The sequence below is a fragment of the Chryseobacterium sp. MA9 genome (assembly GCF_024399315.1).
Lineage (GTDB): Bacteria > Bacteroidota > Bacteroidia > Flavobacteriales > Weeksellaceae > Chryseobacterium.
Genome location: NZ_CP075170.1, coordinates 2887115 through 2911412 on the forward strand (window position 1 = coordinate 2887115; position 24298 = coordinate 2911412).

Sequence of the window (24298 nt, forward strand, 5' to 3'; positions counted from 1 at the left end):
AAAATCAAATATCAAATTTATGGACATTAAAGACATACAAAATCTTATTAAGTTTGTATCTAAAGCTGAAGTTTCAGAAGTAAAATACAAGACTAAAGATTTCGAAATCACTATTAAAACTCCATTAGCTGGAAGCGACGCTGTATATGCACAGCCTGCAGTATACCACACTGCACCACAAGCTGTAGCGGCTCCGGCACCTGCTGCAACACCTGCTGCTCCTGCTGCTGAGAAAGCTGAAGCTGCATCTGATGACAGCAAATATGTAACGATTAAATCTCCAATGATCGGTACTTTCTATAGAAAGCCATCCCCTGATAAAGATGTATTTGTAAATGTAGGTGACGAAGTTTCTGTTGGTAAAGTAGTTTGCGTTATTGAAGCTATGAAGCTATTCAACCAGATTGAATCTGAAATCAGCGGAAAAATAGTTAAAATCTTAGTTGACGATGCTACTCCTGTAGAGTATGACCAACCTTTATTCTTGGTAGATCCATCTTAAGGAATTTTAGATTAAAGATTATAAATTTTAGATGAATCTTTTTCATTTAAAATAATTTAAAATTCAAAATTTATAATTTAAAATTTCGGAGATGTTCAAAAAAATATTAATAGCCAATCGTGGCGAAATTGCAATGCGTATTTTACGTACTTGTAAAGAAATGGGGATCAAAACCGTTGCGGTATACTCTACTGCTGATAAAGACAGTCTACACGTAAGATTTGCTGATGAAGCGGTATGTATTGGCCCTGCAATGAGTAAAGACTCCTATCTTAAAATCCCTAACATTATTGCTGCTGCAGAAATCACCAATGCTGACGCAATTCACCCAGGTTATGGATTCTTATCTGAAAATGCTAACTTCTCAAGAATCTGTCAAAAGAACGGCATCAAATTTATTGGTGCTTCTCCTGAGCAGATTGAAAAAATGGGGGATAAAGCTAACGCTAAGGCTACAATGAAAGCTGCAGGTGTACCATGTGTACCAGGTTCTGACGGATTGATCGAATCTTACGAGCACGCTGTAAAAGTAGCTGAAGAAACAGGATACCCGGTAATGATCAAAGCAACTGCAGGTGGTGGCGGAAAAGGAATGAGAGCTGTTTGGAAAGCTGAAGACCTTAAAGATCATTGGGAATCTGCAATTCAGGAAGCTGTAGCAGCCTTCGGAAACGGAGGTATGTATATGGAAAAACTGATTGAAGAGCCTAGACACATCGAAATTCAGGTTGCCGGTGACCAATTCGGTAAAGCCTGCCACCTTTCTGAAAGAGACTGTTCTGTACAGAGAAGAAATCAGAAATTAACGGAAGAAACGCCATCTCCTTTCATGACAGATGAACTTCGTGAGAAAATGGGTGATGCTGCTGTAAAAGCTGCTGAATTCATTGGATACGAAGGTGTAGGAACTATCGAATTCCTTGTAGACAAACACAGAAATTTTTATTTCATGGAAATGAATACAAGAATCCAGGTAGAGCACCCTATTACTGAACAGGTAATTGATTATGACCTGATCAGAGAACAAATTCTTCTTGCTGCGGGAACTCCTATTTCAGGAATCAATTACTACCCTAAATTACACTCAATCGAGTGTAGAATCAACGCAGAAGATCCTTATGCAGACTTCAGACCATCTCCAGGAAAAATCACAGGATTAAACATTCCCGGCGGACACGGAATCAGAGTAGATACCCACGTATATTCCGGATATACAATCCCTTCCAACTACGACTCAATGATTGCTAAGCTTATCACTACGGCTCAAACCCGTGAAGAAGCTATTGCCAAAATGAAACGTGCTCTTGAGGAATTCTATATTGAAGGAGTAAAAACAACAATTCCTTTCCACAGACAACTGATGGATAATGAAGATTATCTTGCAGGAAACTATACTACAAAATTCATGGAAGATTTTGTAATGGATAGAAAATATGATAATCACTAAGATTATTTTTAAAATATAAAACAGAAACTGTCTCTTTTTGAGGCAGTTTTTTATTTTCTTGCATCAATACAGAATCTTTCAGACAAAATTTTATCAAAATAATTTGAGTATTCCATCATTAATGATTAATAAAAAATTAATAAAGAAGCAGAAAATAAAATTCAGTCATAAGAAAGATATAAAACCTAAAACAACCCGTCAATAAAGAAAATATTTTCTGATAGCACATTATTCCACCTTAAAATCTACTTTAATTACACCTCCATACGACACTAGGTATTTGTTCAGGCATATCATTAATATTGTGTAAATTTGTTGAAAACCAAAATATATGTCAACAGCAGAACAAACAAAAAACTCACAGTATTTTATTGACCTAGAAGACAAACATGGAGCACACAATTACCACCCGCTTCCAGTAGTTCTGGACCGTGGAGAAGGTGTTTTCGTTTGGGATGTAGAAGGCAAAAGGTATTATGATTTTCTTTCAGCATATTCTGCTGTAAACCAAGGGCACTCTCACCCTAAAATTGTAGATGCATTGGTAGAACAGGCAAAAAAACTGGCTTTAACATCAAGAGCGTTCTACAATTCTAAATTGGGAGAATACGAACAAAAAATTACAACTCTTTTCGGATTTGATAAAGTTTTACCCATGAACTCCGGAGCTGAAGCTGTGGAAACCGCAGTAAAACTGGCAAGAAAATGGAGTTATGAAGTAAAAGGGATTTCGGAAAATGCAGCAAAAATAATCGTTTGCGAAAATAATTTCCATGGAAGAACAACAACTATCGTTTCTTTCTCTAATGATCCGGATGCTAGCCAGAACTACGGGCCTTTTACTCCAGGATTTATCAAAATTCCTTACAATGATACTGCTGCCTTAGAAGAAGTTCTGAGCAGAGAAGCAGGAAACATTGCTGCATTCCTTGTAGAGCCTATTCAGGGAGAAGCTGGAGTATATGTTCCAGATGAAAACTTCCTTAAAAAGGCTTCTGAACTATGTAAAAAACACAACGTTCTTTTCATTGCTGATGAAGTTCAGACCGGTATTGCAAGAACAGGAAGACTGATTGCATGTCACCACGAAGATGTACAACCGGATATTTTAATTTTAGGAAAAGCACTTTCCGGAGGAATGTATCCTGTATCAGCTGTTTTAGCGAATGATAACATCATGAATGTAATTAAGCCGGGGCAACACGGTTCTACATTCGGAGGAAACCCGATTGCCTGTGCAGTAGCAGTAGCAGCACTGGACGTGGTAGCTGAAGAAAAATTATCTGAAAGAGCTGAAGAACTTGGGCAGCTGTTCAGAGCTGAAATTAATAAGCTGATCGAAAAGACAGACCTTATTACCAAAGTAAGAGGAAAAGGACTTTTAAATGCCATCCTGATCAACGATACTCCTGAAAGCTCTACCGCATGGAATCTTTGCCTACAGTTAAAAGAAAACGGATTACTGGCAAAGCCTACCCACGGTAATATCATCAGATTGGCACCGCCATTGGTAATTACTGAAGAGCAATTACTGGATTGCGTAAAGATTCTTGAAAAGACTATTCTTGAGTATAAATAAATGGCTCTTTCCCTAGCAATCATTACTTACAATGAAGAAGAGAATATTGTAAGGCTTTTAAATTCTCTGGCAGATACTGCTGATGAAATTATTATTGTCGACAGCTTTTCAACAGATAAGACAAAAGAGATTTGCACTCAAAAATATCCTCAGATAAAATTCTTTGAGAAAAAATTTAACGGGTATGGTGAACAAAAAAACCATGCCCTTAATTTATGTTCCCATGAATGGATTTTGTTTCTGGATGCTGACGAAGTTCCTGATGAGGATATGAAAAGATCCATAACGAAAATTGTTTCCTCAGAAAGCACAGAATTCAATGTGTATAAGGCAAAATTCAACAATCATCTTGGAATTCACCTGATCAGATTCGGAGGATGGGGAAATGTATGCCGTGAAAGATTGTTCAGAAAAAAATACGCCAGGTATTCTGATGATAAAGTGCATGAATTTTTAATTACCGATGAGAAAGTCGGTCTTCTGGAAGGAAAACTGGATCATTATACCTACAAAAGCATTCATCATCATGTCTCGAAAATCAATAAATATTCTGATATGATGGCCGAAAAAATGTTTGAAAGAGGAAAAAAAATCAATAGGTTCAAAATCATTGTAAGTCCTATTTTTGAATTTATCAAGGTATTTATTTTCAAACTAGGATTTCTGGACGGATTTCCCGGGTTTTATATTGCCAAAACGATGTCTTATTACACCTTTTTGAAATATATTAAGCTGCGCGAAAAAATAAGACTGCTAGAGAAATTGAACAAAATACAGTAAAATAGTATGATTTTCTGTCTTATTCCTGTTGTATTGGCGGTATTTATCATTGTATATTTCCGTCTGTATCTATTTGCTTTTCCGAACAACAGACTGGTTATTCTCATGTACCATCAGGTGGAAAAAGAAAGCCACGAAGATCTTACGGTAAGTTTAAAAAATATTGAACAACAGTTTTCATATCTGAGCCGCAAAAAATATACTACCCATTTTTTTTCAGAACTTACTACTTCTACGAAAAAAAATATCATCATCACCTTTGATGACGGCTACAGAAACAACTTTGAATATCTACCATCTTTACTAAAAAAATATAATCTGAAGGCGACTATTTTTATCCCCACAGGATTCATAGAAAAAGGATATAAAAATTATCCCATGATGACCTTTGATGAAATCAGAAGTCTGGATAAAAATTATTTTGAAATTGCTCTTCACACACATGCCCATGAAAACCTAAAAAATATGTCTTTTGATCTTATAGAAAAAGATCTAGAAAAAAACATGAACATTCTGGACGCCCAAAACATAGCATATTCAAAGGTTTTAGCGTACCCGTATGGCAAGTATCCTAATAAAGAAGAGGAAAAATATGCTTTTTTTTCTATTTTGAAAAAAATAGGAATTGATTTTGCAGTAAGAATTGGAAATAGAGTTAATTACTACCCAACTCAGCATCCATATGAGCTATGCAGAGTTGATATAAAAGGCAAAGATTCGATAATAAAGTTCAAATTAAAACTTATCTTTGGAAGATTAAAACTATTTTAAAAAACAATTTAAAAGGAGTGTTTTTACGTACCTCACTATCAAACAAATCGTTGTGATGAATATAAGTGGTTTAATCATAACATATAATGAAGAAAAAAATATACAGGATATCCTTGAGTCTTTTGATTTCTGTGATGAAATAGTAGTGATAGACTCATTTAGCACGGATAAAACTGTAGAAATTGCAAAGAAATTCCCTAATGTAAAAGTGATTCAAAATAAATTTGAAGACTTTACAAAACAAAGAAATTTGGCTCTGGATTCAGCAAAAAACGACTGGGTTCTATTTTTGGATGGTGATGAAAGACTTACACCAGTCCTAAAGCAGGAAATTATAGATGAGCTGAATAAACCCGGGCAAAAAGATGCCTATTATTTTTACAGGAAATTCTTTTTTGCTCATAAACCGATCCATTTTTCAGGAACACAGTCTGATAAAAATTTCAGGCTTTTCAGAAAATCGAAGGCCAGATATATGGCAGAAAAAAAGGTACACGAAACTCTGGAAGTCAACGGAACTATTGGGATTTTTAAAAATAAATTACTACATTACTCCGTTTCAGATTATGAATCTTATAGAAAAAAAATGGTTCATTACGGAGTTTTAAAGGGAAAAGAACTGGCAGCAAAAGGGAAAAAGTACAGTGTTTTAATGCAATATCTTAAAACAGCTTTTAAATTCTTTAAAGCCTATATAATGAGACTTGGTGTTTTAGACGGAAAAGAAGGGTATCAGTTATCTTACCTACAATCTTTAAGCGTTTTTGAGACCTATGAATCATTAAAAAAAGAGCAAAATTAGTTGAATGAAGATTTGTATCATTAGTTATGATTTTTGGGATTATGATAAGTATATTGTTGAAGCATTATGCAAACGGGGTATTGATGCCCATCATATAAAGATCAGCACAGTTACTCATTCCAATTTCAATGAAAGAGCTGTAAATGCTTTAAGCAAAACCTTTTTAAACAAAAATCTTAAGACTGAAAAAAGACAGAAATATGTTCTGGATGCGCTGGAAAAATTAGGACATCAGGACCAGATATTAGTGATGAATCCTGATACATTTGATCTTTCAACCCTTGAAAAAATCCGAAAATATACAGACCGCCTGGTTACCTATCTTTATGACAACCTTGAAAGAGTTCCTGTAGAAGATAAACTGTACCTTTTTGACAAAGTATTTTCCTTTGATTATATAGATGTTAAAAAGCATGGGTTTGAAAAATTGACGAACTATATTTATCTGCCGCACTGCGCAAAAGAAATTCAACAGCCTGAAATGGATCTTTTCTATATCACCTCTTATGATAACAGAAGGGTTTCGCTGATAAAATTACTAGCTAAAAAGCTGATTGAGCAAGGCCTGAAATTCCAGATTATGATTATCGGAAAAAAATCATGGAAACATCAGCTGACGAATATTTTCATGACGGTACCTAAAAACCTCTTCCTGATTTTCAGCATCAAAAAGATTCCTCATAACGATCTTCCTAAATATTATAAAAATTCAAAAGTATTGCTTGATCTGATGCGTGAAGGCCAATATGGACTTAGTTTCAGAGTTTTTGAAGCGATGTCTCTGGAGAAGAAAATCATTACTGATAATGAAGCCATTAAAACCTATGATTTTTACAATCCCAATAATATTTTGATTTTAAACAAAAATATTAGTAATCTTGACAAATCTTTTTTTGAAACACCTTACGAAAAAATTCCTGAGGAAATCTACTACAGATATACTTTGGATAGTTGGGTAAACAAAGTTTTTGAACTTGATACTAAAAACTAACAAATGGGACTCTTTAAAAAAATAAAAAAACACTTCGAAAGAAAAGAAAAGCTCAAATATCTTCAGTCTAAGGATATAGTCAATATCAATCTGTATGACGATTCCAAAAAAACAATCCTGTTTGCTTCAAGAGATTTCCCTGCCCATGATAAAGAATCCGGGGCCAACAGACTGAAAGAACTTATATTAATCTACAAAGAATTAGGATACAACTGCATCTTATTTGCTCCTCATATTTTTGAAGATGATTCTTATGTGAAGTTTTACCAACAGCACAATGTTATCGTTTACATAGAGAACAATAAGTACAGGAATATCTATGATTTCCTGTCTTCTTTTAAAAAGGTAGATTACGTTTGGTTCAATGGTCCTCTTGCCCTGAATCTGTTTTACAAAAAGATGAAGGCTGTTTTACCTTCTGCCCGATTCATTTATGATATGGTAGATATTCATTTTTTAAGGTTTAAAAGAGCAATTGAACTGGAACCTACCCGTATTTCTCTAAAGAAAAATTATAAACATTTCTTCCGTTTAGAAACGGTTGTTGCACCACAACTGGACTACATTATTGCCATCTCTGATAAAGAGAAAGAGATCATGAGCCAGTATGCAGATAAAAATAAGATCATTACGATATCGAACATCCACTACCCTAAAATTGACATTTCAGATAGAAAGAACTTCAGTGCAAGTAAAGGAATTACTTTCATTGGATCTATTCACGAACCGAATATTGATGCCGTAAAGTTCCTGTATGAAAAAATAATGCCCATTGTCTGGAAAACCAATCCTGAACTGGAAGTAAGCATCATTGGGAATGTTTCTGAAAAACTGGATCTTAAACTATATCCTAAGTTTAAATTTTTAGGGTTTGTAGAAAGTATTGAAGAGCATTTCATGAATTCTAAAATTATGGTGGCTCCTTTACGGTTTGGTGCTGGGGTAAAAGGGAAAATAGGGCAAGCCTTTGAATACTTTTTCCCCGTAGTTACCACAGATATTGGAGCTGAAGGAATGAAGCTTACCGATAAAAAAAATGTATTGATTGCCAATGATGAAAACAGTTTTGCAGAAGCAATCATTCAGCTGAATAATAATGAAGAACTTTGGAATACATTAAGCCAGAATTCTGTTGACAGTCTGAGAGCATTTTCACCTGAAGAAGTAAAAGAAAAACTTAAAACATTATAAGATATGTCATTAAGCGTAAACTATCACGGTTTTTTTGAGGGAAATTTTGGGATTGCAGAGGCAACAAGACTTAATGCAATGGCTATGGAAAGCACAGGCATTAAAGTAAATCGTATCAGCTATTCAAGTGATACCCTTGAAAAATCTAAAAGTGACGCACAACCAGATGCATTAATTAACATTTTTCACATTAACAGTAATGTGACACATGAATTTTTTTCAAAAAATCAGGATATCAATCTTGCAGGTCATTACAACATTGTATATTGGGCCTGGGAATTTCCTGAAGTTTCAGATAAAACAGTTGAATTTTTGAATATTTTTGATGAATTATGGGTTCCAAGTGATTTTTGTGTCAATATTTTCACAAAATATACAGGGATTCCTGTGATAAGATTCTCCCATCCGATTCAGAAACTAGCCCCATCTGATGCGTTCAATTTTGAAGAATATAATATTAAACCCGGATCAAACGTATATATTACAATTTTCGATTCGTTAAGTACTACCATCAGAAAAAACCCTGAAGCTACTATTGATGCATTTATCAATGTCTTTAAAAATGATTCTGAAAGTGTTCTCATTGTAAAAACACATAATCTCGAAAGGAGTAAAGATGCACAAAAAGTAGTGGAAAAGTACTCAGGTATTCCCAATATTATCATTATTAACGAACATTTTTCAAAAGAAAAGCTACATTCATTGATTCAGAAATCTGATGTTCTTATTTCTTTACATGGTTCTGAAGGTTTCGGACTGACCATGGCAGAGGCTATGTCTTATGGAAAAATTGTTGTGGGAACAGGATATTCTGGAAATCTGGACTTTATGAATGTGAACAACAGCTTCCTTATTCAATATAATTTTATTAAAACCTCCAATACTAAAGGATTGATTGCTGAAGGGCTGACTTTAGCAAGGCCTGATTTGCAAGATGCTACCGAAAAGCTTCAGTATATAAAAAATAATTTCAAATCTTTAGCTTCTATTAAACAAAATGCAGAAGCTCAGATCAGAGATCATTTTTCTATTGAAACTATTGGAAATCTGCTTACATTAAGATTGTCTTTTATTGAAAAGATGGGTAAAAAAGAAAACGTTCAGGGAAATAGTGTAGACAATGTTTTTTATCTTGCCGAAATAGACAGACTAACCGGCAGGGTGAACTATCTGGAAAAAACATTATACAATAAAATTAGAAAAAAAGTAAATATCTTTTTGAAAAAAAAAATAAAAGGTAAAAAATAAAAAGTGCAGTGGATTTAGACAAATCCACTGCACTTTAATTTTATAGTAAATCATTTCTTTTGTTTTCTATTTCTGAAATACATTTTGACCCCATATATCCACTGAATAGGTTTGCTTTTTCTGTAAATTCTAAGATCTTTTCTCAAGAATAAATTGTCTGCATATAATTTGATTAATGTTGATCTGTTTTGCTGAATTTTATCTTTAGAAATCAGTTCTTCAGATCTTTTTCTAATAAGTTTTCCTACTCCTTTAAGTGAGAAATCTCTGGTGATTGTTTCACGTGCATTATCAGACTTCTCTTTGACATCCGCTCCGCCATGATATATTTTTTCCAGATATTCAGAGGCTTCTTCTAATGAAGGCTCAGACCAGATTGTATTGGAATCATAATTAAGATCATCTGAGCCGTAAGATACTTTTTCAGCATTCACTAAAAAACTGTTTTCTGCGTTCATAAACTGCAGATTTCCGGAATATCCTGTAGCAATAACAGGTTTTCCAAAATACATAGCCTCTGCCATGGTCAGTCCGAAACCTTCCGACCTATGAAGGGAAATATAGCTGTCACAGTTACTGATCACATAGTTCAATGCATTTTTATCAAAAATCTTTTCTACAATCTTAATTTTCACAGAGTCTCCGATCGCATCTTTTATTTGTTGTTTTTCTAAAGAAAACTTATCGGATTTAGACGTTTTAATGGTTAAAAAAGCATTATTCTCTTTCCCGTCAAAAGTATCTCTGAAAACCTTAATCAGATTGAGTACATTTTTCCTTTGGATAGAGCTATTATAATCAAATATGAATAAAAAATTAAAAAAATCTTCTTTATAAAAATTCAAAGCATCAGTATCTTCCGTCAGCTTCAGATTAATATCAATTGGATGCGGAATGACTTTTACCGGAGAAGCAATATATTTTTCAATACATTTTTTGCAGTACTCTGAAGGGGTCCAGACCTCATCAAAAAGATTAATATTCAAAAGATAATCTTCCGGAATAGTTTCTGATTCCCAGGCCATATACAGAATATTGTACTTTCTTTCGAAAAAAGAATAATCAAAATATTCAAAGAAGTTTGACATTTCCGAAACAGATGCTGAAACCTGAACCAAATTGATAGGATGATCTGCTTTATCAGAAAACCGGGTAAAAGTCTGATCATTATTATCATGATTGGTTCTCACATCATAATTCATCAAATTAAGAGGAATGCCTGCACTCTGCATCGCTTTACAATTAAGCCTTGTTGCTTCCGCAATGCCAAATTCGCCATTAATAAATCCAAAAACGTTAATTCCTAAATCTTCCATTTTAGCTGTGTAATAATTCAACCTGATTAATCTTCCAAAGTTTCATAAAAACTATTCTGCTTTTGCTGCTTTTCAAAATTCTTTTTATGAATTAATGATAATTCATATTTTTTTGGAATTTCTGTAAAATTTTTATTTCCATAGAGTACTTCATGTACTTTATTTTTCCAGAAGATTTTTTTATTGTTTTTAATAATCCTTGCCTGATAGTCTGGAAAATTAATATAACCTTCATTATTTATATTCCAGCCCATCTGCTGTACATATTCTTCTGTAATTCCTTCTACAATATTGATTCTGGGAACGAAAAATATTTCAACACTTTTTTCTTTTTTAAGATAAGGTTTCAATGTTTTGATGAAATGTTCAGTAGGATATTCATCTGCATCAATCTGAAACAAATATTGACACGTTGCCTTTTCTATTAATTTGTTTTTAAAAGTAGCGAAGTCTCCTTCCAGTTTTGCTTGAAGTTTTATAATATTACTATAGTTATCCAGTAATTCTGTCACTTCTTTATTTTTATTGGTAATATCCTGAAGAACAATAACCTCATCATTCTTGTCAATCAAAGGAAGAAGGACATCCAATAATTTTTTCAGTTCTTTTGCTTCATCATTGACAGTAATACCATAAGAAACTGTTATAAATTTGCTGGAAATTCGTGAAAGTAGGCTCATAATTTAGTTGTAGATTATAGGATAATTGCCAGAAAAATGAGTAAAATAATTTTCAGCAATGATTTGTTGTACGTAATTCTTATACTTCTTTGTGGGATAAAAACAGTATCCTGATTTTTTGTAATAATATTTTCTGAAAAACTGCGGAAGTTTTTTCTCATCATACTCTACTTCTTTTCCTTTTTCTGTTCCTTTTATTTTATATAAAATCTGAACATTGAAAGCAGGCGGTAAAGCTTCAAACCAATTATTGATCTGTGAAAAATAAGCGAATGGTGTTTCTTCAAAGCTGTTCAGTTCACCTTGATTATGCGCTGAAAAATAATATTTTTTGAAAATATCAGCCACCTTTTCAGGTCTGAAAATAAATACACCGCCATTGATGCTTCCCTGCAATAAAGGATTCGCTTCAAAATGACGGTCAGTAAAATACATCTCACTGGTCTCTTCCAGTATTCTCGGAATATGTCCCCAGGTTTTGTTGAATTCTTCAGTACCTCTAGGATCGAGAATAGCTCCGAAATATTTGTCTTCCGGAAGATAATCAAAAACAGAAGGTGCCTTATCTGAAATAATGATATCAAGGTCTAAAAAAAGAACCATATCATACTCCTTTGTTTCTGAAGGAATCAAAAGCTTCTGAGAAAGAAGCGGGCGATGAAAACTATCATCCATAGGTTTATCAATGATCTTTAAATCTGCACCACAATTTTTAGCATAGCTTTCAAATCTAGCTCTGTTTTTATTATACATTTTCCAGTACTTCTCTCCTACGATAAAAAGGCAGATTACTTTTTTCATTGATCATCTAAATTTTAAGTTACAAAAATACATTTTTAATGATAAGACTACCTGAAATATTCTTTCGGTATTGTTATTAGGCAAAAATATTTTGCAAATAATTGATCTTTCTTCATTATATTAAGAAACCGTCTCGGTTTGAGACGGTTTGAATAATAATAATCTTTACCATTCCAATCTGTAAATAGGAACCGTGTTAGGCTTCTGAGTAAAGAATTGCAATAATAGATGTGACTTTTATCATTAATAACCATGCGAAAAATAATTTTAAGCTCTTTATTGGGCCTATCAGTTTTAGGTCTATTCTCTTGTTCTAGTGAAAGCGATATCACCAATGATATAAAACAGAGCGATTTACAAAATCCACATAAAGAACGGGTTTTTTCTAAAGCTATGTTGAGTCCAAATGATGATCCCAGACGAGACGGAGCATTTATAAAAAATTATGATAACGGAAAAGTTTACATAAAATTTGAAGGTCAGCTTAGACATGTTATGTCCTTACAAACTTTAGAAGGTTTGTTTAAAAGGAGAGAGATTGAAATATTTCCGGCTAACTCCCAATCTCTTCTTACAAGCGCTAATGCAACTATGGGAGAGCCGATCGGTCCGGATAATGAATTAATCAACCATGTCCTTACAGGTAAGGTGTATTTTAGAGAAGGCAATATTATTCGACACATTCCTACGATGTCAATACTTAACAGATATAGATTCGATTTAGGAAATGTAAGACACGTATCCGATATTAGCAATTACACTGAACATCAACCAATTTTTATTACATATTAATCTGAAATTATATAGAGTCTTCAGAAAAATTTAACAAAATACAAAAGGTGATCTCCACACGAGATTACCTTTTTCTATCCTTAAACCCTATAAAAAAATATTGGTTAAGATATTGAGAATGCAACTCAGAATTAATCATTCTTAAAAACGCATAATTTTAAGTAAATTTGCAAAAATTAAAATTGAAATGGAGAAAGTAAGAGTACGTTTTGCTCCAAGTCCTACAGGACCTTTACATTTGGGAGGCGTAAGAACCGCATTATATGATTATCTTTTTGCCAAAAACCAGGGAGGAGAATTTGTATTAAGAATTGAAGATACAGATACTGCGAGATATGTAGAAGGAGCTGAAGAATATATCGAAGAAGCTTTGGAGTGGTGCGGAATCATCCCTGATGAGAGTCCTAAGAAAGGAGGGAAATTCGCTCCTTACAGACAGTCTGAAAGAAGAGATATCTATGACCGATATACGGAGCAGATTTTAAAAACAGATTATGCTTACATTGCTTTTGATACTGCGGAAGAACTAGATGCAGTCCGTGCAGAGTATGAAGCAAGAGGTGATGTTTTCTCTTATGATAATAAAACAAGAAATGGTCTAAGAAATAGCCTTGCTCTTTCTGAAGAAGAAGTTAAAAGATTACTGGACGAAAAGACTCCGTATGTAGTAAGATTCAAAATGCCTGTTGACAGAGTATTAAATCTTGAGGATATCATTCGTGGAAAATTCTCTGTAAATACAAATACTTTAGATGATAAAGTTCTGGTAAAGAATGACGGAATGCCGACCTATCATTTTGCCAACATCATTGATGACCACGAGATGGAGATCTCTCACGTTATCCGTGGAGAAGAATGGCTGCCATCTTTAGGACTCCACACCTTATTATATGAAGCTATGCAGTGGGAAGCACCACAATTTGCACACCTTTCTTTAATTTTAAAACCTGAAGGAAAAGGAAAACTAAGTAAAAGAGACGGAGATAAATTCGGTTTTCCGGTATTTCCGCTTGATTTCAAAGATCCGGCAACGGGCGTAGTTTCCAAAGGATACAGAGAAAACGGTTATCTTCCTGATGCTTTTATCAATATGGTAGCATTATTAGGATGGTCTCCGGCAGATGATAAAGAAATTCTTCCTTTAGAGGAAATGATCAAGGAATTTGACCTTCACAAAGTACATAAAGCGGGGGCAAGATTCAGTAAAGAAAAATCAGAGTGGTTCAACCATCAGTATATTCAAATGAAATCTGACGAAGAACTTCTTCAGATATTGAAAAACACAGATATTGATTTTGCGGGTGCCTCTGATGAAAAACTGTTGAAGGTAATTCATCTGATGAAAGAAAGAGCAACTTTCCCGAAAGACATTTACGAAAACGGAAAGTTCTTCTTTGAATCTCCGGTTTCTTATGATGAAAAAGCTTCAAAAAAAGCATGGAATGATGAAACATCTGCAATTTTAGCAGAATTGGCGACAGCTTTTGGATCTACAGACTTTACTGCAGAGACACTGAAGCATACAATGCATGATTTCGCAGAAAGCAAAGGGCTGGGTATGGGTAAAGTAATGATGCCGTTACGTTTGGCTTTAGTAGGAGAATTGAAAGGGCCGGATGTTCCGGATATTCTGGAAACCCTTGGCAAAGAGGAAAGTACCTCCAGAATAAACAATGCTATAAATAATTTTAAATAGAATAACCATAATTTTTCATACATTTGAAAGATTTAATTTACTTCAAGAAATGGAATATTTAAGTTTCGAACTTCCTATCAAAGAATTGATGGATCAATACCAGACGTGTTCTTTAGTAGGAGAAGAAAGTGGTGTTGATGTAAAATTAGCATGCAGCCAGATTGAGGATAAGATTTTAGAAAAGAAAAAAGAAATCTATGGAAATCTTACACCTTGGCAAAGAGTACAACTGTCCCGTCACCCGGATCGTCCTTATACACTGGATTATATCAACGGAATGGCAGACAAAGGCAGTTTCTTAGAACTTCATGGAGACAGAAATTTCGCTGATGACCCGGCAATGATTGGAGGATTGATTACCCTTGATGGTCAAAAAGTAATGATCATAGGGACTCAAAAAGGAAGAACAACTAAAGAAAGACAGTACAGAAGATTTGGAATGCCAAATCCTGAGGGATACAGAAAAGCTTTAAGACTAATGAAGCTTGCTGAAAAATTCAATATTCCTGTAGTAACTTTAGTAGATACACCGGGAGCATATCCAGGATTGGAAGCTGAAGAAAGAGGACAGGGAGAAGCTATTGCAAGAAATATTTTTGAAATGGTTCAGCTGAAAACTCCTATCTTCACTTACATCATCGGAGAAGGTGCCAGTGGTGGTGCATTGGGAATAGGTGTTGGAAATAAAGTATATATGTTGGAAAATACATGGTATACTGTAATTGCACCGGAAAGCTGTTCTTCTATCTTATGGAGAAACTGGGATCACAAGGAAGATGCAGCCAATGCATTGAATCTTACTCCAGCAGATGCCTTAAGAGAAAAGTTCATCGATGGAATCATTGAGGAACCACTTGGTGGAGCTCAGTATGATCAGGAGACTACCTATTTAAACCTGAAAAATTCAATTTTACAAAATATCAAAGCTTTCTCCAAATTTACAGGACAGGAGCTTGAAACCCAGAGACAGGATAAATTCATTGCGATGGGTCAGTTTAAAGGATAAAAAAATAAAAGGTTAAGAATTTTTTCTTAACCTTTTTTTACTTTTTAGTTTTCCTATCTTCTATTCTGCAACATTAAGGGCAATTTCAATATCCTGACTAATCTTTTTCAGAGCAGAATATTTGGCATCACATACCATTGTTGTCATAACATACTCTCCTTTATCTACCAGAATAAAGTTCTCTCCTTTTGCAGGAACACTCAGGTTATAATATTTTTTACCGCTTATCTTAACAATAAGATTGCATGTAGATCTGTTTTTAATATTGATATATGCTTCATTTTTGTTGATATCATTATTAAAAAGATGGGTAAGCATTGCCGCTGTTCTTTTATTTTCTTCGCTTGGTCCGGCTTTAGATGCTCCTGTAGAAGTACCTGCACTTTTTGCTGAGCCAGCAGAACCTACCGATGCAAAAGTTGTTCTTCTTTCTTCTTTTAGAGCTTCAATAGCGGCCGCAGTATTATTAGAAACAGGCTTGCCATTCGCTGTATAGGTTTTATTTGCACCAATTGTTTTACCGCTGTTTAACTCATTATTCTTAACAATGTTTTCAATTTTTTCTTTACTGATAGGTCTAATCGTAGGTTTTGCTTCAGGAGAATTACCTGCCATGATAATATCAATCAGTTTTCTTTTAAAATAATCTGTTTTAGCATGTCCCGGATTCTGCTTCAAAAAGCCCGCAATTACTCTGGCTTCTTTTGAAATCTCAGCTTCCTGCTCTGTATAGATAATTACAGTTTCTTTTTCAACAACAGCTTTGGATTTTGTTTTTTTCTTTTTTTGGGAAAAACCCAATGAGAAAATGCATATAAATAGAAGGAATAAGATTTTTTTCATTAATCAAATCTTTAAAATAGTATTAAATATATTAATAACGTGAAAAGTCATTTTTTAGTTTATCATTAAAATCATTATCTTTGCACTGCTCTAAATTTAAGCTAAAAATTAATACTAATCTTAAATAAAAAAAATAATAGATATTATGTCTTATACACCAGCTGCTGCAGACGTAGCAAAATTGAGAAACCAAACAGGTGCAGGTATGATGGACTGCAAGAAAGCTCTAGTTGAAGCTGAAGGAGACTTCGAAAAAGCGGTAGATATCCTTAGAAAAAAAGGACAAAAAGTTGCTGCTAACAGAGCTGACAGAGAATCTGCTGAAGGTGCAGTAATCGCAAGAGTAAACGAAGACAACACTTTAGGTGTAGTTATCTCTCTAAACTGCGAAACTGACTTCGTTGCTAAAAATGAAGCGTTCATCGAACTAGCTTACGAATTAGCTGAAATGGCAATTTTTGCTGCTACTAAAGAAGAGCTTTTAGCTACAGATTTCCACGGAATGACAGTTGCTGAAAAATTAGTTGAGCAAACAGGAGTTATCGGTGAAAAAATTGAAATCGGATCTTTCGAAAGAATTCAGGGAGATTTCTTAGGAGCTTATATCCACGCTGGAAACAAAATCGCTGCAATCTCTTCTCTTTCTGCTAAAGTAGAAGGAGCTGACGAAGCTGCTAAAGCTGTTTCTATGCAGGTTGCTGCTATGAACCCAATCGCTTTGGACGAAACCAGAGTTTCTCAGGAAACTATCGATAAAGAATTAGAAATCGAAAGACACAAACTTACTGAAGAAGGTAAGCCTGCAAACATTATCGACAATATCCTTAAAGGTAAAATGCAGAGATTTTACAAAGACAACACTTTGGTACACCAGGACTTCATTAAAGACGGAAGTATCTCAGTTGCTGACTACGTAAAATCTGTAAATGCAGATCTAAAAGTAACAGGATTTGTAAGAGTAAGCTTATAAGCTCATCTTCAAAAAAATAAAAAATCCCGGTGAATTTCACTGGGATTTTTTATTTATAGAACCTTTCCATTACAATAATATACAGACTGATATCGGGGCAATTAAACAGAATTTCATATAAGACTTTTTATAAAAATTATCTCCGTTACGAAAAAACCAAACAAAAATAAATCTTAATAATGGGATATATTATGTACCATTCAGATAGACTTATTTAAAGTTCAATTGCAAGTTTCATACTCAAGAAGGCTTTTATTTAGAAATCGGGAACATTTTTTAACATTTATTTACATTTTATTAAAAGTATTTCATTTTTTATTTTAATTTTGTAGAAATCCTAATTCCATACACATGAAAAGATTTCTACTCAGTTTGGTATTAATTTTTTTTACAATTAATACACTCTTTGCACAAAGGGATAGCGAGCATTGGATTGCTCCTTATTATGACAGTGTCGGAGGATATAACAACATGATATATCTTTCCACTGATTCAGCTACTCCTTTTGATGTAACCATTTACAATAATAATAATATAGTTACCACGGTTACAATCAGTAAAACTAACCCACAGACCTACAAGGTTGCCAACAACCTGATTTCTACGGGTACCAGTACTGATGCATTCAATGTGGGTAATAAAGGACTTTATCTAAAAGCAACAAAACCTTTCTACTGCAGTTTAAGGCTTGCCCAAAGTGTTCACGGGGAAGTAATCACGAGTAAAGGAAGAGCAGGAATTGGAAAAACATTCTTCGTTGCTACAGCTCCCAATACCAATACCAGCAGTATTCAAAACTTTACAGCAGGTGTGCTTGCAACTGAAGATAATACCAATGTAACAGTTTCATGGAACCCTACTGCCGGAGTAGTTTTTATCAATGGAACTCCTACTGGTAACACTCAATCCTTTACCTTACAGAAAGGACAATCTTTTATTCTTGCAGGATCCGGATCTCAGTCTGCAAACAAGACTGGTTTTATCGGTGCCAAAATAGTTGCTGACAAACCAATAACACTTACCAACGGAAGCTGTAATGCCAACTTCTCCACTGCCCCTTCAGGAAGTGATCCGGTTTTGGATCAGTCTGTACCGGTTGACAGACTTGGAAATACTTTTGCAATGGTAAAAACAAGATCTACTGCTCCTAACCTAAATATGGAAGGAGGTCTTATTGTTGCAACTGAAGATAACACTGAAGTGTTTTTAAATGGAGGTACTACTTCTGTTGCGACACTTGCTGCCGGAGAATGGTACAGAATCAATGAAACCAGCTATGTGGTTCAAAGTTTTTCAGGACATTCAAATATGTTCATTTCGACTACTAAAAATGTATACTTATACCAATTTATTGGAATTATGGGAAGTGATGCTACCAATGGATTCAACTATATACCACCATTGAACTGTTTCCTTCCGAGAAAAATTGATGAAATCGGAAAGATCAATGAGATGCCTATTGGCCCAGCAGGAGCTAGTGCAGTTCAGGATATCATTGTAAAACTAAATATCTTAACAGAAACCGGAGCTACTGTAATGGTAAATGATAACCCAGTAGCAGCAACAGACGGACCATATCCAGTAGCAGGAAATGCGAACTGGGTAACATATGGAATCACCGGAGTAACCGGAAATATTAAAATCACTTCTACAAAGGCTGTAACAGCGGGTATCAATGGAGGATTTAGTTCTGCCGGATATGGAGGTTATTTTGCTGGGTTCTCATCCATCCCTGTAATCGCTAAAAAGACAGGTGAATGTGTACCAGGAATTGTTCTTGAATTAGATGACGGGTATGAAACCTATCAGTGGTACCGTGACGGAGTAGCTATTCCGGGGGCAACTTCTTACACTTACACTCCTACACAATCAGGAAATTATACGGTTAAAGTAACAATGGGAACATGCCCTCCTGTTACAACACCTATCTATAAAGTACAAACGTGTTTAAAAGAAACAACACAGGCTCTTAATGCTTGTTCTACTAAAATTATTACCCCTGCGTTTACTTCATCCACTCAGACTGTGGTGCCAAGTACAGTAGTAATTTTAACCCCACCTACAAAGGGAACAGCAGTGGTGAATCCAAACGGAACAATCACTTATACTCCAAACCCTGGATATTTAGGACCTGATAAAATAGTTTATAAATTCTGTGGAAACTCAGTTGAGTTTACAGACTGTGAGCAGGTTACCCTAAACCTTACTGTAGTACCGTTCATTGTAACTGATACTTCTATTAAGGCATGCTGGTATGATGTAGCTCCTTATGCTTATTTTGATCTTACAAAAGCTAAAGTAACAGATTATAATGCCGTTACTAAAAAATACTACCGTACACTGAATGATCTTACTGCAGGTATCAATGAGATCACAACACCAGATAACTTCCCTTCAACAGGAGGATTTGTATATGTGAAAGTAACAACTGCTGAAGGATGTACAGCAAATGCAAAAATTGAATTAATTGTACTTCCAATCAAAAAATCTCCAATATTAGTAGATCAGTATATCTGTATGGATGCTAAAACCAATCTGGATGCAGGTTCCGGATATGACTCTTACCAATGGAGCACAGGTGCTACCACTTCAGGTATCAGAGACATAGGTGTTGGAGAATACACTGTAATTCTTGGTAAGAACGGATGTTTCCTTACTCAGACAGTAAAAGTTAAAAAAGTTGAAGATCCGGTAATTCAAACGATTGAGATCAACAATAATACAGCAACAGTAATTGTAAGCGGAGGTAAAGCACCTTATAAGTTTGCAGTTGACGGAACTGCTAACTGGCAGGATTCAAGTACTTTCACAGGTTTAACAAGAGGACAGCATACTTTCTATGTAAAAGATTTTTATAACTGTACTCCTATTGCTGTAGAAATTACGATTCCTAATCTATTAAATGCCATCACCCCTAATGGAGATAACGTAAATGACTATATAGATTACAGTGAGCTTGCTTATAAAGAAAACCTAAGTTTTGTAGTATATGACAGATATGGAAATATGGTATTTACCGGAAACAAATTCAATAACTACAGATGGGACGGAAAACACTTTGATAAGAAACTTGGAACAGGAACATATTGGTATCATATCAACTGGACTGAATCCAACAAAGAAAAGACTCCAATAAAATATACAGGTTGGATTCTTGTTAAAAACAGAGAGTAATAATTAGTTAAAACCATATTGGTAAGCCACGATTTCATAATCGTGGCTTTTTTATTACATTTTCAAGTATTCAATGCTTTTTATTATTAAATTTGTGATAAATACTACTACTGAATGAAGAAAATTCTATCTTTTTTATTTATATTTTATATTTTCACCTCTGCTTTTGCCCAATTGGACCGAGAGCATTGGTTTGCTCCGATGGTAGACAGGACTGGTGCACCCAATCCTTATCAGAAACTGTATTTATCCACCAGCAGAACAACTCCTTTTCCTGTAAATATTTATAACAATAATATTCTGATCGGAACGGTAAATATCAGTAAAAATAATCCGCAAAAATTCGATGTATTAAGGAATTATATAATTACCACACAGCAGACGGATTTATTTACCCCTACAACCAAAGGGTTATACCTTAAAGCAGAATTTCCTTTTTATGCCAATTTAAGGTTTTCGGTATTCAACCACGCAGAAATCATTACTTCCAAAGGAATTCCTTCCACGGGAAAAACGTTTTATGCCGCCTCCGCTCCTATTACCGTGAGTAACAATATTCTGAACTTTATGACCAGTGTACTGGCAACTGAAGACAACACAACCGTTACCATTTCCGGATACACCCCTGCCGTTCAGTTTTCTAATGGAATGACCGGAGCTATCAATCCCACAATGACTTTCACTTTAAATAAAGGGCAGTCTTACATCATTGACGGAATCGGGGATATAGCAGGAAACTTTGATGGTTTTATTGGTTCAAAAATTATTTCAAATAAACCTGTCAATGTCACCAATGGAAATTTTAATGGGCAATATGCAGGAAATTTTCCGTCCAGTTCAGATATTTTAATGGACCAGGCAGTACCTGTCAACAGGCTTGGAAATGAATTTGCCCTTGTAAAGGGTAACGGACCAATTGGTGCCAATATGGAAGGCGCTGTTGTTATTGCCACTGAGGACAATACTCAGATCTTTGTCAACAATGAAATACCTCCTGTAGCGACTATTAATGCAGGAAAATATTTTGTTATTCCTGATTCCAAATATATTCTTCAGGGAAACGGACATTATAATTTATATCTAAAAACATCAAAGAATGCTTATGTCTATCAGATTTTAGCCGGAGATTCCAATTCGGGAAATGAAACGGCTACCGGAGGATTCAATTTCATTCCGGCTTTGAACTGTTACCTTCCGAAACAGATTAACGAACTGGGGCTTATTAATGAAAATTTTGTTCATTCCAATGGTAATCCCGGAGGTATTCTGAACATCCCAACAAAACTGAACCTTATCACGGAAAGAGGAGCTGTTATTACAGTAAACGGAGCTAATCCTCCTGCAATAACAGGTCCTTACAATATGACAGGGACCACCAACTGGGTTACTTATGGAATTCCCAATGTGACAGGGACCATTACTGTAGTTTCAAGCAAGGCCATTATGGCAGGAATCACCGCTGGAAGTGATGCCGTAGGATACGGTGGCTTTTTCGCGGGTTTTCCTACGCAGCCCGTTATTTTACAATCAGGCGACGGCTGTATTCCAGGCATTGTTCTTACTGTAGACCCACTTATCTATGATACTTATCAATGGTATAGAAACGGTACACTAGTTCCGGGAGCCACGGCATCTTCAATCACCCCTACACTACCCGGATATTATACCTGTTCTGTAACGATGGGAAGCTGTGCACCTTTAGTCACTGAAAAATTTAAGGTCCTGAATTGTACAAAACTGACCACTGCTTCTTACAATGTATGTACTTCGCAGACTATAACACCTGCCTTCAGCAGTTCATCACAAACTCCTGTTCCCAGCACCGTAGCAATTACAACAGCACCTGCTTTAGGTACTGCAGTGGTAAACCCTGCTACAGGGATCATTACTTATACTGTGAATACTCCCGGTACATCCGGAACAGATACATTCACTTATACATTCTGTGGAAATGATCCGGACTTCCCAGATTGTGAAACAATAACAGTTACCATCAATATTCAGGCTCTTACAGTAATGAATACAACATTATTTGCCTGTGATGTAAATGGACAGGGAACGTTCAACTTGACTACTGCCAACATCACCAGCAATTCTCCTGTTACCATTACCTACTATCCAACTCTTATAGATGCTCAGAATGAAAATGCTGCAGCAGCAATAACCAATACAACATCATACACAGCACCTAATGCTACTATCATATATGCTGTTGTCAAAAACAATATTGGATGTAAAAGTATTGCACAAATTACATTATCTCTTTTCAATAAGGCGATTGTTCTGGATAACTACAATGGCATTTTCTGTGATGATAATCTGGATGGGACAGTTACCCTTATCCTTTCCAATGTCACTCCTATTGTACTTAATAATCCTAACTATTTTACCAATGTAAGATATTATGCAAATCTGGCAGATGCTAATGCAGGAAACAACAATACTCTTCCTAACAGCTGGAGTTATACAGGAACAACTACAATTTACATCAGAGTAGATTCTCCGGATGGCTGTGCTTCTGTAATCAAGCCTTTACAGTTCAGTATCGGATCTAAAGTAACATTGATAACCAAAACCGTTACGGAAAGTGTTTGTGATGATGATCTGGATGGAATAAAAAGTGTAAACTTAGCTCAATTTATCCCTCAGTTTACTTTAGACCCCAATGTTACTTTCACTTTTCACGCAACTTTGGCGGATGCTCAGAATAATGTGAATATCGTTTCATCACCTGTTAATATTACAACTTCACAGACTTATTATATCCGTTTTGAAAAAAATGGGGTCTGTCCGGAAGTAGGTACTCTTAAAATCAACATTAAAGTTCCTAAAAAATCAGATATACTAAAAGATAAGGCTATTTGCCCGAAAACCACTACCACATTGGATGCAGGACCTGGCTTTGAAAGATATTTATGGAGCACGGGAGCTACTACGCCTTCTATTACCAATGTTGCCTCTGGAAGTTATTGGGTAGAGCTTACCTTCAATGGCTGTGTTTACAAACAATATGTGAATGTTACAGAATTGCCGCTGCCTATGATTACATCTATTGAAATTGATGGAACAACGGTAAAAGTCGGAGTAAGCGGTGGTACCCCGCCTTATGAATATTCTTTGGATGGTGTGGTATGGCAGAGTTCCAATGTTTTCTACAATGTACCAAGAGGAGCACATAATGTATTTGTGAGAGATTCTAAAATGTGTGAAGAAGTCAAAAAATCATTTGCCATTATTAACCTGATCAACACGATTACTCCAAATGGAGATGGCTATAACGAAGGAATAGATTATTCTGCCTTAATGGCCAATGATAATCTTGTATTCAGGATCTTTGACCGATACGGTGCGGAAGTCTTCAGAGGAACTCCGGAAAACAGATATACCTGGGACGGAAGAATAGGTGGAAGATATGTCCCTACGGCAACCTACTGGTATTTTATCACCTGGACAGAGTATGGTTCTTCCCTCACTGTAAAATATTCGAGCTGGCTGCTTGTAAAACATAGATAAAAAAGAAGCCGTAAGAAAGAATGCAAATTTTCAGCAGCGCTTTCTTCCGGCTTCTTTACTTATATATACTCTTTTTAAAGTAATTGCATATTTCTAACAATCCTTAACAGTTTAATGTTAAAGTTTAATATAACTTTAACCACTATTCTTCATCTAACTAGGCAAAATTGCTTTATTTCTATGTAATTTTGCGCAT

Annotated in this window: 19 protein-coding genes; 15 read left to right on the top strand and 4 right to left on the bottom strand. The window is 35.1% G+C overall.

What is annotated here, in order from left to right; translation table 11 throughout:
- Positions 1-19 precede the first annotated feature (19 nt).
- From accB to KIK00_RS13185, 9 genes are all read left to right on the top strand, one after another.
- Positions 20-502, top strand: coding sequence for an acetyl-CoA carboxylase biotin carboxyl carrier protein (gene accB, locus KIK00_RS13145; RefSeq protein ID WP_255812843.1), 483 nt, complete (start codon positions 20-22; stop codon positions 500-502).
- Between the two features lie 91 nt (positions 503-593).
- Positions 594-1949: an acetyl-CoA carboxylase biotin carboxylase subunit gene (accC, locus tag KIK00_RS13150; protein WP_047373557.1), complete on the top strand. Its 1356-nt coding sequence runs from the start codon at positions 594-596 to the stop codon at positions 1947-1949.
- Between the two features lie 331 nt (positions 1950-2280).
- On the top strand, positions 2281-3528 hold the full coding sequence (rocD, locus tag KIK00_RS13155; RefSeq protein ID WP_255812844.1) for an ornithine--oxo-acid transaminase: 1248 nt from the start codon (positions 2281-2283) through the stop codon (positions 3526-3528).
- Positions 3529-4308 (top strand): glycosyltransferase family 2 protein, encoded by a 780-nt coding sequence (locus KIK00_RS13160; protein ID WP_255812845.1) that lies wholly within the window; start codon positions 3529-3531, stop codon positions 4306-4308.
- A gap of 6 nt (positions 4309-4314) precedes the next feature.
- Positions 4315-5079: a polysaccharide deacetylase family protein gene (locus KIK00_RS13165; RefSeq protein WP_255812846.1), complete on the top strand. Its 765-nt coding sequence runs from the start codon at positions 4315-4317 to the stop codon at positions 5077-5079.
- 55 nt (positions 5080-5134) lie between these two features.
- A complete protein-coding gene (locus KIK00_RS13170) occupies positions 5135-5881 on the top strand; it encodes a glycosyltransferase family 2 protein (protein WP_255816672.1) in 747 nt (248 codons plus the stop codon).
- A gap of 4 nt (positions 5882-5885) precedes the next feature.
- Positions 5886-6872: a hypothetical protein gene (locus KIK00_RS13175; protein ID WP_255812847.1), complete on the top strand. Its 987-nt coding sequence runs from the start codon at positions 5886-5888 to the stop codon at positions 6870-6872.
- Positions 6873-6875: 3 nt separating this feature from the next.
- Positions 6876-8063 carry a glycosyltransferase family 4 protein gene (locus KIK00_RS13180; protein ID WP_255812848.1) on the top strand — a complete coding sequence of 396 codons (1188 nt, stop codon included), beginning with the start codon at positions 6876-6878 and terminating at the stop codon, positions 8061-8063.
- 3 nt (positions 8064-8066) lie between these two features.
- Positions 8067-9311 carry a glycosyltransferase gene (locus KIK00_RS13185; protein WP_255812849.1) on the top strand — a complete coding sequence of 415 codons (1245 nt, stop codon included), beginning with the start codon at positions 8067-8069 and terminating at the stop codon, positions 9309-9311.
- A gap of 50 nt (positions 9312-9361) precedes the next feature.
- On the opposite strand, the gene KIK00_RS13190 is transcribed toward KIK00_RS13185, so the two are convergent.
- From KIK00_RS13190 to KIK00_RS13200, 3 genes are read right to left on the bottom strand one after another with little or no spacing between them, the layout of a single operon-like run.
- Positions 9362-10627 (bottom strand): glycosyltransferase, encoded by a 1266-nt coding sequence (locus KIK00_RS13190; RefSeq protein ID WP_255812850.1) that lies wholly within the window; start codon positions 10625-10627, stop codon positions 9362-9364.
- Between the two features lie 26 nt (positions 10628-10653).
- On the bottom strand, positions 10654-11307 hold the full coding sequence (locus tag KIK00_RS13195) for a glycosyltransferase (RefSeq protein ID WP_255812851.1): 654 nt from the start codon (positions 11305-11307) through the stop codon (positions 10654-10656).
- 3 nt (positions 11308-11310) lie between these two features.
- The gene (locus tag KIK00_RS13200) at positions 11311-12108 is read right to left on the bottom strand and encodes a hypothetical protein (RefSeq protein ID WP_255812853.1); all 798 of its coding nucleotides are present in this window, start codon (positions 12106-12108) and stop codon (positions 11311-11313) included.
- 252 nt (positions 12109-12360) lie between these two features.
- On the opposite strand from KIK00_RS13200, the gene KIK00_RS13205 reads away from it, so the two are divergent.
- The 3 genes from KIK00_RS13205 (at position 12361) to KIK00_RS13215 (ending at position 15602) form a co-directional block, all read left to right on the top strand.
- Entirely contained in the window at positions 12361-12900 is a 540-nt protein-coding gene (locus tag KIK00_RS13205) for a hypothetical protein (protein WP_255812854.1), read from the top strand.
- Positions 12901-13087: 187 nt separating this feature from the next.
- Complete coding sequence (gene gltX, locus KIK00_RS13210) at positions 13088-14596, top strand: glutamate--tRNA ligase (RefSeq protein ID WP_255812855.1); 1509 nt, start codon at positions 13088-13090, stop codon at positions 14594-14596.
- Positions 14597-14645: 49 nt separating this feature from the next.
- A complete protein-coding gene (locus tag KIK00_RS13215) occupies positions 14646-15602 on the top strand; it encodes an acetyl-CoA carboxylase carboxyltransferase subunit alpha (protein WP_047385949.1) in 957 nt (318 codons plus the stop codon).
- Positions 15603-15662: 60 nt separating this feature from the next.
- On the opposite strand, the gene KIK00_RS13220 is transcribed toward KIK00_RS13215, so the two are convergent.
- Positions 15663-16445, bottom strand: coding sequence for a DUF6759 domain-containing protein (locus KIK00_RS13220; RefSeq protein ID WP_255812856.1), 783 nt, complete (start codon positions 16443-16445; stop codon positions 15663-15665).
- Positions 16446-16590: 145 nt separating this feature from the next.
- Here KIK00_RS13220 and tsf point away from each other — a divergent pair, with 145 nt between their 5' ends.
- From tsf to KIK00_RS13235, 3 genes are all read left to right on the top strand, one after another.
- Positions 16591-17415, top strand: a complete 825-nt coding sequence (gene tsf, locus KIK00_RS13225; protein WP_047373572.1) for a translation elongation factor Ts — start codon at positions 16591-16593, stop codon at positions 17413-17415.
- A gap of 351 nt (positions 17416-17766) precedes the next feature.
- Positions 17767-20589, top strand: coding sequence for a gliding motility-associated C-terminal domain-containing protein (locus tag KIK00_RS13230; RefSeq protein WP_255812857.1), 2823 nt, complete (start codon positions 17767-17769; stop codon positions 20587-20589).
- Positions 20590-20703: 114 nt separating this feature from the next.
- Positions 20704-24102, top strand: coding sequence for a T9SS type B sorting domain-containing protein (locus KIK00_RS13235; protein ID WP_255812858.1), 3399 nt, complete (start codon positions 20704-20706; stop codon positions 24100-24102).
- Positions 24103-24298: the final 196 nt, after the last annotated feature.

Excerpts from the sequence above, each read along its gene's own strand:
- accB (WP_255812843.1), top strand. The coding sequence starts at position 20 with ATGGACATTAAAGACATACAAAATCTTATTAAGTTTGTATCTAAAGCT.
- accC (WP_047373557.1), top strand. The coding sequence starts at position 594 with ATGTTCAAAAAAATATTAATAGCCAATCGTGGCGAAATTGCAATGCGT.
- rocD (WP_255812844.1), top strand. The coding sequence starts at position 2,281 with ATGTCAACAGCAGAACAAACAAAAAACTCACAGTATTTTATTGACCTA.
- KIK00_RS13160 (WP_255812845.1), top strand. The coding sequence starts at position 3,529 with ATGGCTCTTTCCCTAGCAATCATTACTTACAATGAAGAAGAGAATATT.
- KIK00_RS13165 (WP_255812846.1), top strand. The coding sequence starts at position 4,315 with ATGATTTTCTGTCTTATTCCTGTTGTATTGGCGGTATTTATCATTGTA.
- KIK00_RS13170 (WP_255816672.1), top strand. The coding sequence starts at position 5,135 with ATGAATATAAGTGGTTTAATCATAACATATAATGAAGAAAAAAATATA.
- KIK00_RS13175 (WP_255812847.1), top strand. The coding sequence starts at position 5,886 with ATGAAGATTTGTATCATTAGTTATGATTTTTGGGATTATGATAAGTAT.
- KIK00_RS13180 (WP_255812848.1), top strand. The coding sequence starts at position 6,876 with ATGGGACTCTTTAAAAAAATAAAAAAACACTTCGAAAGAAAAGAAAAG.
- KIK00_RS13185 (WP_255812849.1), top strand. The coding sequence starts at position 8,067 with ATGTCATTAAGCGTAAACTATCACGGTTTTTTTGAGGGAAATTTTGGG.
- KIK00_RS13190 (WP_255812850.1), bottom strand. The coding sequence starts at position 10,627 with ATGGAAGATTTAGGAATTAACGTTTTTGGATTTATTAATGGCGAATTT.
- KIK00_RS13195 (WP_255812851.1), bottom strand. The coding sequence starts at position 11,307 with ATGAGCCTACTTTCACGAATTTCCAGCAAATTTATAACAGTTTCTTAT.
- KIK00_RS13200 (WP_255812853.1), bottom strand. The coding sequence starts at position 12,108 with ATGAAAAAAGTAATCTGCCTTTTTATCGTAGGAGAGAAGTACTGGAAA.
- KIK00_RS13205 (WP_255812854.1), top strand. The coding sequence starts at position 12,361 with ATGCGAAAAATAATTTTAAGCTCTTTATTGGGCCTATCAGTTTTAGGT.
- gltX (WP_255812855.1), top strand. The coding sequence starts at position 13,088 with ATGGAGAAAGTAAGAGTACGTTTTGCTCCAAGTCCTACAGGACCTTTA.
- KIK00_RS13215 (WP_047385949.1), top strand. The coding sequence starts at position 14,646 with ATGGAATATTTAAGTTTCGAACTTCCTATCAAAGAATTGATGGATCAA.
- KIK00_RS13220 (WP_255812856.1), bottom strand. The coding sequence starts at position 16,445 with ATGAAAAAAATCTTATTCCTTCTATTTATATGCATTTTCTCATTGGGT.
- tsf (WP_047373572.1), top strand. The coding sequence starts at position 16,591 with ATGTCTTATACACCAGCTGCTGCAGACGTAGCAAAATTGAGAAACCAA.
- KIK00_RS13230 (WP_255812857.1), top strand. The coding sequence starts at position 17,767 with ATGAAAAGATTTCTACTCAGTTTGGTATTAATTTTTTTTACAATTAAT.
- KIK00_RS13235 (WP_255812858.1), top strand. The coding sequence starts at position 20,704 with ATGAAGAAAATTCTATCTTTTTTATTTATATTTTATATTTTCACCTCT.